Here is a 12,795-nt window from a genome sequence, read left to right on the forward strand (position 1 = left end):
TCCTCTCATGAGCAACCCCCAAGTCGAACTGCACATCAAGAACCTCGGCGTGATCACGCTCGAACTCGACGCCGCCAAAGCGCCGAAGTCGGTCGAGAACTTCGTCGCGTACGTGAAGAAGGGCCACTACGACAACACGGTGTTCCACCGCGTGATCCCCGGCTTCATGGTGCAAGGCGGCGGCTTCGAGCCCGGCATGAAGCAAAAGCCCACCGACGCCGAGATCCAGAACGAAGCCAACAACGGCCTGAAGAACGACAACTACACCGTGGCCATGGCCCGCACCAGCGCGCCCCACTCGGCCACCGCCCAGTTCTTCATCAACGTGGCCGACAACGGCTTCCTGAACCACACCGCCCCCACGGCTCAAGGCTGGGGCTATGCCGTGTTCGGCAAGGTCACCAAGGGCACCGAGGTGGTCGACAAGATCAAGGCCGTGAAGACCGGCCGCAAGGGCTTCCATGACGACGTGCCCCTCGAGGACGTCGTGATCGAAAAGGCCGTCGTCATCGCTGAATGACCGGCACCCGGCTCGGCTCGGTGGCAGCTGCAACGACGGCATGACTGCGGTGGCGAACCCGGCTTTTGCGGAGCTGGTGGCGCCGCCCGCGTGGCGCACGGTCGACCTCATCTCCGACCTGCACCTGCAGGCCGGCGAGCCCGCCACCTTCGAGGCCTGGCAGGGCTACCTGCAGACCACGCCGGCGGACGCCCTCGTCATCCTCGGCGACCTGTTCGAGGTGTGGGTGGGCGACGATTCGGCCACCCAGCCCGGCTTCGAGGCGCAATGCGCCGAACTCCTGCGCCAGACCGCGCAGCGGCTGCCCGTGTTCTTCATGCACGGCAACCGCGACTTTCTCGTCGGCCCCGCCTTCGCCGCGCAATGCGGCCTCACGCTGCTCGACGACCCGACGGTGCTGGTGCTGCACGGCCGGCGCTGGCTGCTGAGCCACGGCGACATCCTCTGCCTGGAAGACACCGAGTACCTCAAGTTCCGCGCGCAGGTGCGCACGCCCGGATGGCAGGCCGCGTTCCTCGCCCGGCCGCTGGAAGAGCGCCGCGCACTCGCGCGCTCCATGCGCGTGCAGAGCGAAGACCGCAAGCGCAATCCGTCGATGGTCTGGGCCGATGTCGATACGGCCGCGGCACGCGACTGGCTGCATCGTGCCAACGCCCAGGCACTGGTGCACGGCCACACGCATCGTCCGGCCGACCATGACCTTGGCGAGGGCCTGCGCCGCATCGTGCTGAGCGACTGGGATGCCGACGCGCATCCGCCGCGCGCGCAGCTGCTGTGCCTGTCCGCCGCCGGCGCGCAGCGCGTCGACCTGCGCTAGCCGCGCCGCCGCCAGCAATGTTCAAGTGGCTGCGCCGCCTGCGCGCCCTGCCCCCGATCCCCGAAGCCGCCTGGCAGGCCACGCTCAGGCGCTATGCCTTCCTGGGCACACTGCCGGAGGCCGACCGCCAGCGGCTGCGGACGCTCACCGCTGAATTCCTGCGCGACAAGGAGTTCCACGGCGCCAAGGGCTTCACCATCACCAACGAAGTGGCGCTGGCCATCGCGGCGCAGGCCGTGCTGCCGGTGCTGCATCTCAAGGGCGGGCTGAACTGGTACGACGATTTCGTCGGCATCGTCGTGCACCGCTCCGAGGTGGTAGCGCGGCGCAAGGTGATCGACGAAGCCCAGGTGGTGCACGAATACGGCGAGATCGTCGCCGGCGAGGCCATGGACCGACGGCCCCGTCATGCTGAGTTGGGACGACGTGCTGGCCAGCAGCGTCACCAGCGAGCGCGGCTACAACGTCGTCATCCACGAGTTCGCCCACAAGATCGACATGCGCAGCGGCGATGCCAACGGCTGTCCGCCGCTGCCGCCCGGCTTCGCGGGCCAGCGCAGTTCGCGCGCGGCCCGCGCGGCCTGGATGGCCGTGCTGCAGCCCGCCTACGACGACTTCCGCGAGCAGACCATCAAGGCCGAGCGCTTCGGCACCGAGGCGCCGTGGCTCGATGCCTATGGCGCCACCTCGATCAGCGAGTTCTTCGCGGTGGCCTGCGAGGCCTATTTCGTGAACCGACCGAACTTCGCCCGCGACTTCCCCGGCGTGCTCGCGATCTTCGATGAATTCTTTCTGCCTAAACGGCCCTGAGCCCTCGCCAATCCTTGCCCTTCAGCTACCGATTCGATAGCGCCACAACCCTTACCATTGATGGGTTATCAACTCACCAAAAAGGTAAACAACATGAGGGATTGGTTCTATCAGCTGACGGGCAAGGCGTGGATCGCGCTGGTGTTCGGCATCGGCATCCTGGGCTGGGCGGGATATGCGCAGTTCAAGGCGAGCTCGGACACGCACGGCGCGGCCGTCGAGGATCTCGTCGCGAAGAGCGGCACGATCGTCAGCGGCAGCGAGGTCACGGAGACCACCAAGCGCCGCCGCGGTGGCAGCAGCACGCGCCGCTACTTCGTGCTCGACGCCAAGCTGGCCGACGGCAACACGGAGAAATGGCGCGTCGACTACGCGGTGGGCCGCAGCAAGCTCGAGCCGCTGATCGACGAGGCCGTCGAAGTGCGCGTCGATCCTTCGGACAACAACCTGGTCTACGAGGTGAAGCTCAAGGGCAAGCCCGTGGTGTCGCTGGCCGACGTGCAGCAGATCATGGAAGTGAAGGACAAGGCCGCGGCATCGAGCGCCACCGACAAGGGCACGCTGATCGTCGGCGCCATTGCGCTGCTGCTGGGCATCGGCGGGCTCTTCGCCCGACGCAAGATCCGCGACAGCTACCTGGCCGAGCAAGGTGCCGCCGTGCAGACACCGGCCGTCGGCGAAAAGGCCTGAAGGGCTTCGGCATCTGCGCCGACGCGCCAATGAAAAAGGCGCCCTGCGGGGCGCCTTTTTCGTGGCCGAAGCCTTCTCTTCCCTTACTTGCGCAGCAGCGCCTTCAGCGCGTTCTGCAGGCGACGTGCGCTGGCAGCGTCGTGCGCAGCGGCCAGCACCTTGCCGGCGTCCTGGCCCCAGGTCTGGGCAGGCGCCGGGTCGCCGCGCTTCGTCAGCAGCTTGAGCTGCAGGGCGCGGCGTGCTTCGAGCTGTTCGGCGGGCGTCGGCACTTCGGCGGCCATTTCGAGGCGCAGCAGCGCTTCGGCGGCGTCGTTCGCGGCAGCCGAGGGCGCGGAGCCGATGGCTTGCGACCAGCCGCTGCGCACTGCCGGCGTAACCGCGCGGCCCAGTTCCTGGATGCTCGGCAGACGGCTGGCGTCGCGCTGCTCCCAGGCGCCCAGCACCTGGGTCAGGGCTTCGCCATGAGCCTGCGCAGCGAGCTTGCGCAGCGCCAGGTCGGCGCGCTCGAGCGCTTCGCGCTGTGCACGGAAGGCAGCATCGCCCAGGCGCGGGCCACGGTCTTCACGCGGGGGGCGGTCGCCGAAACGGCCGCCGGGCGCGCCACGGTCGCCACCACGAGGGGCTCCACGGTCACCGCGATCGCCGCGATCACCGCCAGGACGACCCGGGCCACCGGCACCGGGACGGCCGCCATCGCGGCGGTCGCCGAAGCGGCCACCGGCACCGCCGCGCGCGGCAGGTGCCGCCTCGGCCTTCTTGCTGCTCGGACGGTCGTCGCCACGCATCGCCACGACGGGCTTGGGCGCGGCCTTCGGCGCTGCCGCCGGTGCTTCGACGGCTGCGACTTCGCCGGCGTCATGCGCTTCGCCATCGGTACGCGCCGAAGCGTCGGCACCGTCGGCCGGCGCCACGAGGTCCGCGGGTGCCGCGCCTGCTTCGTGGGATGTGCCGGGCGAGGCTTCCGCATCACCCGGGCTCGGCGCCTGTTCGGCACTTTCACTGAATTCGGCGGCTGCCTGCCCCGGCGCCACGACTTCGGTCGCGCCGACCGACGGACCATCGGCCTTCGGTGCGGGCGGCGGCACCTCGCCGCGCAGCGCGGCCTCGAGATTGGCAATGGCCGCACGGATCTTCTGCGCATCGCCGCCGGCGTTGGCCGCGTCGAGCGCCTTGGACGCCTCGAGCACATGGCGGTCGTGCGCATTCATCGCAGCCGACGCCTTCTCGCGCTCGGCGGTCTTGCGGTTGAAAGCCTCGTCGATGGGCGCGCGGAATGCGTCCCACAGCTTCTGTTCATGGCGGCGGTCGAGCGGCACGCTCTGCGCCTCGGCCTGCCAGCGCTGCTGCAGCGCCTTGACGGCGTCGATGCGCAGCACCGGCTGGGCGCCGAGCTCGGTCGCCTCGGCGATCATGGCCTGGCGACGTTCGACGCTTGCCTTCTGCGCCGTCTCGAACGGTGCGCGCGCGGCGCCGAAGGCTTCGTTCCACAACGGCTGCAGCTCGGCGAACACCTTCTCGCCCACGTGGCCGGCATCGCGCCAGCGGTCGGCGAACTGGTGCAGCGCGCGGTTGTGCGCCTTCAGGTCGGTGGCACCGGCATGCTCGGCGGCCCAGGCCTTGACCTCCTCGATCAGTGCAACGCGCAGCGCGCGGTGCTCTGCCGCATCGGCGCGGACCTTCTCGAGCCAGGCCTCGACAACCTTGTGGGCTTCGTTGCAGGCTTCATCGAAACGCTTCCAGAGCGCATGGTTGGGCACGCCGCCCTGGTCGGCCTGCTTCCACTGGTCGCGCAGGGCGCGCAGCGTTTCCTGCATCTTGCGCCCGCCGAGGGCCTGGCCTTCGGGGCGCTTGAGCAGGCCTTCGGCCTTGGCGACGAGGTCTTCGCGCACCTTGTCGGCGCTCCAGCGCTGCCAGCCTTCGAGTTCGCCGGCAGCCACCAGCGCGGCATGCACGCGGGCTTCGAGCGGCGCATCGACCAGCTTGCCGTGTTCCTTGAGCACGGCGCGCAGCGCGGCAGCCGCGCCGGCGCTGGCCTTGCCGTGGCCTTCGGCGGTTTCCTGCTCGAGCTTGGCGAGCGCGGCCTGGACGGCGTCCTGAGCGGCGGCGCGCACGGCCGGATCGACCTTGGGCGCGGCCGGGCGGGCGGGAGCAACGGGCTTGGGCGCCACGACCTCGCCGCGCGCGGCGCGCAGTTCGTCGGCCCACACGGGCACGGGCGGCAGCGGTGCCGCTGCATCGGCGGCGGCGGCGACGGCCTGGGCCAGCGCGCTATGGAACGCGTCGGACACCACCAGCAATTGCGACTTCGACGATTCGAGCTGCGGCGCGAACTTGGCGTCGAGGCTGCTCCAGTTGGCATCGCCGACGATCTCGGCGGCCTGCTGCTGCCAGTGCGCCACGTCGGCGCGCAGCGACTCTTCGGCGACCTGGGCGTCCTGCCAGCCCTTGGTGGACAGCACCTCGAAGCGCTGCGCCAGCAGCACGGCGGCTTCGCGGTGCACCTGCGCGCGGTGCTGCAGGTCTTCGATGCCCTTGACGCGCTCCGACAGCTTGAGCTTCAGGCCCGCCAGCGGCTCGCGCGACAGCGGCGCACCGGCCTTGGCGGCGTCGCGCTGCCAGGCGAGCGCATCGGCAATGTTGAGCTTGGACTGGGCGAGCAGCGCTTCCGCCTTCTGCGCCCATTCGGCGGCGATCGCCTCCTGGCCCTTGGCGCGCTTGAGTTCGTCGAGCTTTTCGCGCAGCAGGCGTGCGGCGCCCTTGTCACGACCGCTCAGTTCCTTGAAGACTTCCTGCATCTGCTCGGGCGCCGGGTTGCCCGCGAGCCAGTCGCGGATGCGCGCGGCGCGCTCGCCGGAAGTCGGCGCGGTGAAGGCGCCGCCGGTGAGCGTATCGAGGGCCTGAATGTCGTGTGGCTTGGAAGAAGTAGAGGTCACTGCGCGAAATCGTTGTCTTGGTAGAGAAAGCGAAGGCGCCGGCAAAGGCCGGCGCACATCGACATTTTCACCCACTTGCGGCCGGCCGCAGAAATCCATGCCGAAACGGCGCTGCGCGCGAAGGTAGTGGGTGGTGGAGCCGACGGACTACATATATAGCGAGCCGGAGGAAAAAACCAAGTGGGCGGGTGCGATCGCGCCCCACCCCATTTGGCGTCGGGTTACTTCATGGTCAGGCTGAGTTCGGCGCCCGGCTTCCAGTCGCTGCCGCTGGCACTGGTGCGCACCGCCCCCAGGAAGAGCCGCTCGCTCGGCAGCTTCTTCGAGAGCAGGTAGTCGCGCACCGCCGCGCCGCGCTCGACGGCAAGCTGGCGCATCGACTCCTCGTCGACCGGCACGCTGGCGAACAGCAGCTTTTCCATGTCCTGCAGCGGCAGGTCCTTGGCGAGGCCGACCATGTTGCGCGGCTTGGTGATGTCGGCGCGCTTGTACACGGCGGTCAGCAGCTCGGGGTATTCGGCATCGGTGACGGGCGCAACGTCGGTGCCCGTCTGGCCGCCGCGCACCGCAACGCGGCGCTTCTCGGCATAGGCGAGCTGGCGCACGCGCTGGCGCTGGTAGGCGTCGCGCTCCTTCTCGAGGCTGGAGGTGCCGACCACCGTCATCTGCAGCGTGGGCCGGTCGGTCAGCGCCTTGGCGACCTTGTCCAGGCTTTCCTTGGCGGAAGCGCTGAGCTCCGAACTGCCGGCCTCGAAGGTGATGGCGCTCGATTCGCCGCTGCCGCCACCCAGGCCGCCAGTGAGCAGGCTGAACGGCGCCGTCACGGCCTTCACGACCAGATTGACCACCGCCTTCCAGATCAGCGGGCCGACGCTGAACTGCGGGTCGTTCAGCGAGCCGCTGAGAGGCAGGTCGACATCGATCACGCCGTTGCGGTCGGCCAGCAGCGCCACGGCCAGCTTTACCGGCAGGCTGTTGGTGGAGCCCGCCACCTCGTCGCCGAACTGCAGCTGGTTGAGCACCAGCTTGTTGGTGGCGGTGAGCTGGCCGTCGGGCGCGACCTTGTAGTTGACGTCCATGCTCATCTTGCCGCGCTCGATGCCGTGGCCGGCGTAGCGCACCGAGTACGGCGACAGCGGCGCCAGGTCGAGGTCTCGCATCTTGGCGGTGATGTCGAGCTCGAGCGGCTTGGCCAGCGGATTGAGCTTGCCCGTTATTTCCAGCGCCGCGGTCTGCTGCGCCTTGCCGCGCAACTCGAGGTCGGCCAGCGCGGGCCGGCCGCTCTCGCCCTTCGGCGGATTGGACGAGAAGGAACTGAGCTTGCCGGTCAGCTCGCTCAGGTCGGCCGAATAGTTGGGCTTGACGAACAGGTCGGTGAAATCGATCTTGCCGTTGACCAGGCTCATCGGGCCGAAGTTGATGACCGGCGCCGGGCCCGCATCGGCCGCCGCGGGCGCGGGCGCCGCCGCGGCAACGGCCGCCGGCTTGGACGGTTCGCGCGCTCCGCCGACCATTTCCTCCGCCGACACCGCACGGCCGGCGGACCGCTGCGCCGGCGCCGCCGCCGTGGTGGTGGTCGTTCCGCCCGGCCCCTTGCGGGTGCTGGCCTCGCCGGCTGCCGCGGCGGCCGCATTCGCTTCGGCCTCGCCCTTCTTGGTCAGGCTCAGCAGGTTGAGCCTGCCGGTGGGGTCGACGATCACGCGGGCGAAGAAATCGGTCAGCGTGGTTTCGCGCACGTCCACGTTCGGCGGCGCGTTGGGCGCCATGGTCACCTGCAGGCCGCGCAGGCTCAGGGTCTTCCAGCTCAGCAGCTGGTTGTTGCTGCGGTCGAAGCCCGGCGACTGGGTCAGCGAGACACTGTTGGCGCGGAAGTCGTCGAGCGCGGTGTCCCCGGCCAGCTTGACGCTCATGCCCACCGGCGAAGTGGCGTAGCGCACCGTGCCGCGATAGCTCGCGAAGGCGCGGCGGATGTCGACGTTGAGCGCGTCGGCGTAATAGGCCTTGAAAGCGTGCGCCGGGAAGGACGCGATCTCCACCCTGCCCTCGGCCGCCAGCGGCTTGAGCACGATGTTGCCCTTGTAGTCGAAGCGGCCCGGATCGGAGCGTCCGGAACCGATGCGGCCCGAAACCTCCAGCGGCGAAGTCGTGCTGGTTTCGGGCGCGAGCTTCTGGGCGTGCAGCTTGAAGGCAGTTACTTCCACCGTTACCGGCGTTGCGCCGGCCTTGTCTGAATAAGAGAGCGCGCCGTTGTCGACCGCCAGCGTGCCGACGGTCAGCGCCCAGGGCTTGGTATTGGCGCCAGGCTGCGGCGTTTCGGCGGCGGCGGGCTTGGGCGCTGCGACCTTGGCCTCGGCCTCCTTCGTGCCGCCGCCGGCCGGCGTCTTGAGCCAGCGCTCGAACATCCAGCGCTTCTCGCTGTCGCGCTCCACGCGGATCTTCGGGTTGGTCGCGGTGAACGAGGCTACGTTCAGCGTGTGCTTCGTCATGTCGGCCTCGGCGTCGACCAGCTCGAAGCGTCCGACGCTTGCCAGCGCCGTCTTGCCCTGGGTCAGCGCCAGCCCGTCGGCGGACACCCGGCGCGCCTTGAACTTCAAGTCGGGCTGGGCCCAGGCGATGTCGATCTGGCCGCTGAGCTTGCCGTCGAGCGTGGGCTCCAGGCTCTGCGCCAGATAAGGAGCGGCCAGCGACAGCGGGAGCGCGGCGACCTCGGTCTGCACGTCGGCCACCTTGTCGGTTGCGTTGCCCTTGAACTTGAGCGAGGCGCCGGCAACGGCGGTGCTGCCGCTGAATTCGGCCGGCTTTTCCATCGGCCAGGTGACGCCCGAGACGTCGATGCCGAGGTCGGTCAGGTCGACTGCCGCCGCGGGATTGACGGTTTCGTCGCGCCAGCCGATGCGCCCGCCGTTCAGGGCCACCTTGTCCACCTGCACCTTCAGCGCCGGCTTCGGCGCGGGCTTGCCTGCCGCTGGCGCGCTCGCTGCCGCGGCGGGCGGCGGGGCCACCTTCTCTGCCGCACCAGTCGCCGGGTCGGTCGCGAGCAGGTTGAGCTTGCCGGCCGCGTCGCGAGCCACGGCAAGCTGCGGGTTGGCCAGCGCCACCTCGCTCAGATGGAATACCGACTCCAGCGGACGCACGTCGGCCAGCCCCAGCTTGAGCGACTCGAAGGCCAGCAGGTCGCGACCGCGCGCGTCGGCCACCTTGGTGGTGTGGGCCTCGACCGTGCCGGTGATCTTCAGGCCGGTGGTGGCAGCCTGCTCGAAGCCGATCTTCAAATCGGCGTCGAGGCTGCCCGCCTGCAGCTTCACCGGCAGGCCGCCGGGGATGTAGCCGAGGTACGGCACGAGGTCGAGCCCCTTGAACTGCACGTGGGCGTCGGTTTTGCGGTTGTCGGCGAAAGGCGTGGTGAAGGCAGCCGAGTCGAACTTGCTGCCGTTGAGGGCGAAGGCGAGCTTGGGCTCCGTATTGATGTCGCGCTTGGAATCGAGGTTGCTCAGGAAAGGCACCTTGAGCACGAAGTCGCGCAGCTCGTGCTTGCGCTTGACGGTCTGGTCGTCGAAGTCGACCGAGCCACCATTGATGGCGATGTTGTAGATGGCGAAACGCGCGGGCTTGGCGTTCGGATCGGGCGGCGGGCCGGCCGCGAGCCTGGCCAGGATGTCGTCGATGTCGTACTTGCCGTCCGCCAGGTGCGTGAGCAGGATGGCCGGGCCGTCGAGGGTGACCGCGTCGATCACCGGAGCGAGGCGGAAGATCGACTGCAGTTCGGCGTCGGCATAGATGCGGTTGATGGCCACCTGCGGCTTGCTGCCGTCGGCGGTGGCGATGCGCAGGTCGTTCAGCGCGAGTTCGAGCGTCCAGGGCTTGAAGTCGATCTTGCCGACCGTCACCTGCCGGCCGAGCTTTTCACTGGCGATCTTCTGGATCTGGCTCTTGGCGATCGGCGGTACTGCCAGCCAGGCGATGACCCAGAAGGCCAACAGCGCCAGCAACGCGACGATCCCACGTCGCACCCATTTGTTCTGTTTGATCGAAGCTACGTCCATCGCTGGAGTGTGCCGCAAACATGCGTCGGCGCTAGGTACGCAGAAAGGACGCAGGCCCCGTCCCGGAAGAATTACCGAAGAAAGGTCTTCATCGGGATCTCTCAGATGAAGAAAGCCCGGTGAGTCGACGGAATGTCTCGTCACCGGGCTTGATGGCGGGCACAAAACCCATGCCATCGATTCGCGCGACCGGAAGTCAATGGTTCCCGCCGTGCTGGCAGCAAGAGATTGCCACCGTTGCTCCTCGACCGCTGAACCCTCGGACTTGCACCTCGGGTTTCCCGGGCCTCGGAAGAACGCCTGAAAAGCCAGGCCCGTCCAGATTAGGCGTCGCCCCCTCCGATTGCAAACGTGTTTTACAAAGGGATTTCCCGTAAGCCGAAACACCTCTGTGGGAGCCAACTTTTAAACAATTATTAGCATAATAAAACAAGTTCTTATGCTTGACCGTGTATTTAGCCACGCTAGAATCCGCGCTGCCCTGACCGCCCGACGCGGAGGGGCCACCTGAATCCGCTGCCGAACTCCCCCGGCTTGATCAGGCCGCTGCGCTCCCACCAACCCTTCACTCCATGCGCGGAGCCTGATTCGTACCAATCCAAGCGCCGCTGCCCTCACCCATCGCCTTCCGTGGCGTTGCGACCCGGGTGCCGCACAGAAAGGAAGAGCGATGAACAAGGCGTTTGATGCCACGGCCCGAGGGCTGAGGACCTTCGTGTCCGATGTGGCAGACGGCTTTTTTGAAATCACCCACAACGGGTTCGCACTGGTTGGCCTGGCCATCGTGTTCGCGGCACTCGCCCTGGTGGCGCGGCCCGACCTGCGCAAGACCGGCGAAGAGGAACTGATGGGCTGGCTGCAGTCGCGCAAGCCCGCGCCCGAGGCCACCGACCTCGAGCCGACCGCCATCGAGCGCACCACGGCCGCGAGCCCCGCCGACCTGCCCAAGCAGCAGGCCGCCGTGGCCTACTGGCTGAGCAAGAAGTACCGCGTGGCCGCCGAGCCGCTGAGCGTGCTGGTGGCCGAGGCCTACGGCATCGGCAAGCGCACGAAGATCGACCCCACCCTGATCCTCGCGATCATGGCCGTCGAATCCAGCTTCAACCCCTTCGCCCAGAGCCAGGTCGGCGCGCAGGGCCTGATGCAGGTCATGACCCGCGTGCACGGCGACAAGTATGAAAGCGCGGGCGGCACGCTCACCGCGTTCGACCCGGTCACCAACATGCGCGTCGGCGTCAAGGTGCTGCAGGAATGCATCGCCCGCGCCGGCTCCCTCGAAGGCGGCCTGCGCTACTACGTGGGCGCCGCCAACCTCGAGGACGACGGCGGCTACGCCGCCAAGGTGATGGCCGAACACGAGCGCCTGCTGCAGGTGGCCAACGGCCGCGCGCCCTCGACGGTCACGCCGCCGACCGTGCGTCCGCAACCCATCCCCGTGGCGGTGCCCCCGGCCAAGCGCGAGGAAGGCTCCGAGCCGGCCAAGGTGGCCCTGCTTTCCTCCGTTTCCTGAAGAAGGAACATTGCGGTCCGGGTGGGGGCTACTGAGCTACACTCGGCCGGTACGCGACTGGCGATAGGCGCAGCACCCGCACAAGGTGCCACGCGCTGACGTGGAATACCACTGGGAAGCGTACCGCCTGGTCACGCAGGCGTTCAGCCGTTCGCCTGGGCAGCCCTTGTTTGGTTGAAGAACAAGGACCTCGTCTTCAAAGGACTGCCATGTACCAACGCAATATCCTGGTCGAACAGACCGATCCCGAAATCTGGGCTGCGATTCAAGCCGAAAACGCGCGCCAGGAACACCACATCGAGCTGATCGCCAGCGAGAACTACGCCTCGCCGGCCGTCATGGCCGCCCAGGGCTCGCAGCTCACCAACAAGTACGCCGAAGGCTATCCGGGCAAGCGCTACTACGGCGGTTGCGAACACGTCGACGTGGCCGAGCAGTTGGCCATCGACCGCATCAAGCAGATCTTCGGCGCCGACGCCGCCAACGTGCAGCCGCATTGCGGCGCCTCGGCCAACGAGGCCGTGATGCTCGCCTTCCTCAAGCCCGGCGACACCATCATGGGCATGAGCCTGGCCGAAGGCGGCCACCTGACCCACGGCATGCCGCTGAACATGAGCGGCAAGTGGTTCAACGTGGTGAGCTACGGCCTGGACGCCAACGAAGCCATCGACTACGACGCGATGGAGCGCAAGGCGCATGAGCACATGCCCAAGCTGATCATCGCGGGAGCATCGGCCTACTCGCTGCGCATCGACTTCGAGCGCTTCGCCAAGGTGGCCAAGGACGTCGGCGCGATCTTCATGGTCGACATCGCCCACTACGCCGGCCTCGTGGCCGCGGGCGTGTACCCCAACCCCGTTCCGCACGCCGACGTGGTCACCTCCACCACCCACAAGAGCCTGCGCGGCCCGCGCGGCGGCATCATCCTGATGAAGTCGCAGCACGAGAAGGCCATCAACAGCGCGATCTTCCCGGGCCTGCAAGGCGGCCCGCTGATGCACGTGATCGCCGCCAAGGCCGTCGCATTCAAGGAAGCCATGTCGCCCGAGTTCAAGACCTACCAGCAGCAGGTGGTCAAGAACGCCCAGATCGTGGCCGAGACCCTCACGCAGCGCGGCCTGCGCATCGTGAGCGGACGCACCGAAAGCCACGTGATGCTGGTCGACCTGCGCGCCAAGGGCATCACCGGCAAGGAAGCCGAAGCCGTGCTGGGCAGCGCCCACATGACGATCAACAAGAACGCGATCCCCAACGACCCGGAAAAGCCGATGGTCACCAGCGGCGTGCGCATCGGCACCCCCGCCATGACCACCCGCGGTTTCAAGGACGAAGAGGCCCGCATCACCGCGAACCTGGTAGCCGACGTGCTCGAGAACCCGCGCGATGCGGCGAACATCGATGCCGTGCGCGCCAAGGTTCACGCCCTGACGAGCCGCTTCCCTGTCTACCGCTGATTTCTTCCGGGTCGCAGA

7 protein-coding genes, 1 pseudogene and 1 riboswitch are annotated in these 12,795 nt (G+C 68.1%); of the genes and pseudogenes, 6 read left to right on the forward strand and 2 right to left on the reverse strand.

The genetic code is table 11. From position 1 onward, the window contains the following. Positions 1 to 7: 7 nt before the first annotated feature. The 4 genes and pseudogenes from ACHMXA_RS20575 (at position 8) to ACHMXA_RS20590 (ending at position 2,837) form a co-directional block, all read left to right on the forward strand. Entirely contained in the window at positions 8 to 520 is a 513-nt protein-coding gene (locus ACHMXA_RS20575) for a peptidylprolyl isomerase (protein ID WP_176666696.1), read from the forward strand. Between the two features lie 40 nt (positions 521 to 560). Further along, positions 561 to 1,337, forward strand: coding sequence for a UDP-2,3-diacylglucosamine diphosphatase (locus tag ACHMXA_RS20580; RefSeq protein WP_176666697.1), 777 nt, complete (start codon positions 561 to 563; stop codon positions 1,335 to 1,337). Between the two features lie 17 nt (positions 1,338 to 1,354). Next, positions 1,355 to 2,147, forward strand: a pseudogene (locus ACHMXA_RS20585) (zinc-dependent peptidase). Positions 2,148 to 2,240: 93 nt separating this feature from the next. Next, positions 2,241 to 2,837, forward strand: a complete 597-nt coding sequence (locus tag ACHMXA_RS20590; RefSeq protein WP_176666699.1) for a hypothetical protein — start codon at positions 2,241 to 2,243, stop codon at positions 2,835 to 2,837. A gap of 83 nt (positions 2,838 to 2,920) precedes the next feature. On the opposite strand, the gene ACHMXA_RS20595 is transcribed toward ACHMXA_RS20590, so the two are convergent. Both ACHMXA_RS20595 and ACHMXA_RS20600 read right to left on the reverse strand, forming a co-directional pair. After that, complete coding sequence (locus tag ACHMXA_RS20595; RefSeq protein WP_176666700.1) at positions 2,921 to 5,770, reverse strand: DUF349 domain-containing protein; 2,850 nt, start codon at positions 5,768 to 5,770, stop codon at positions 2,921 to 2,923. Between the two features lie 221 nt (positions 5,771 to 5,991). Further along, positions 5,992 to 9,813: a DUF748 domain-containing protein gene (locus tag ACHMXA_RS20600; RefSeq protein WP_176666701.1), complete on the reverse strand. Its 3,822-nt coding sequence runs from the start codon at positions 9,811 to 9,813 to the stop codon at positions 5,992 to 5,994. Positions 9,814 to 10,483: 670 nt separating this feature from the next. Here ACHMXA_RS20600 and ACHMXA_RS20605 point away from each other — a divergent pair. Continuing rightward, positions 10,484 to 11,323, forward strand: coding sequence for a lytic transglycosylase domain-containing protein (locus ACHMXA_RS20605; protein WP_176666702.1), 840 nt, complete (start codon positions 10,484 to 10,486; stop codon positions 11,321 to 11,323). Between the two features lie 43 nt (positions 11,324 to 11,366). Continuing rightward, positions 11,367 to 11,491, forward strand: a riboswitch (ZMP/ZTP riboswitch). Positions 11,492 to 11,532: 41 nt separating this feature from the next. Continuing rightward, positions 11,533 to 12,777, forward strand: a complete 1,245-nt coding sequence (gene glyA, locus ACHMXA_RS20610) for a serine hydroxymethyltransferase (protein ID WP_176666703.1) — start codon at positions 11,533 to 11,535, stop codon at positions 12,775 to 12,777. The last annotated feature ends 18 nt before the right edge of the window (positions 12,778 to 12,795 follow it).

The sequence above is a fragment of the Variovorax sp. UC74_104 genome, from assembly GCF_044055375.1.
Classification (GTDB): Bacteria; Pseudomonadota; Gammaproteobacteria; order Burkholderiales; family Burkholderiaceae_C; genus Variovorax.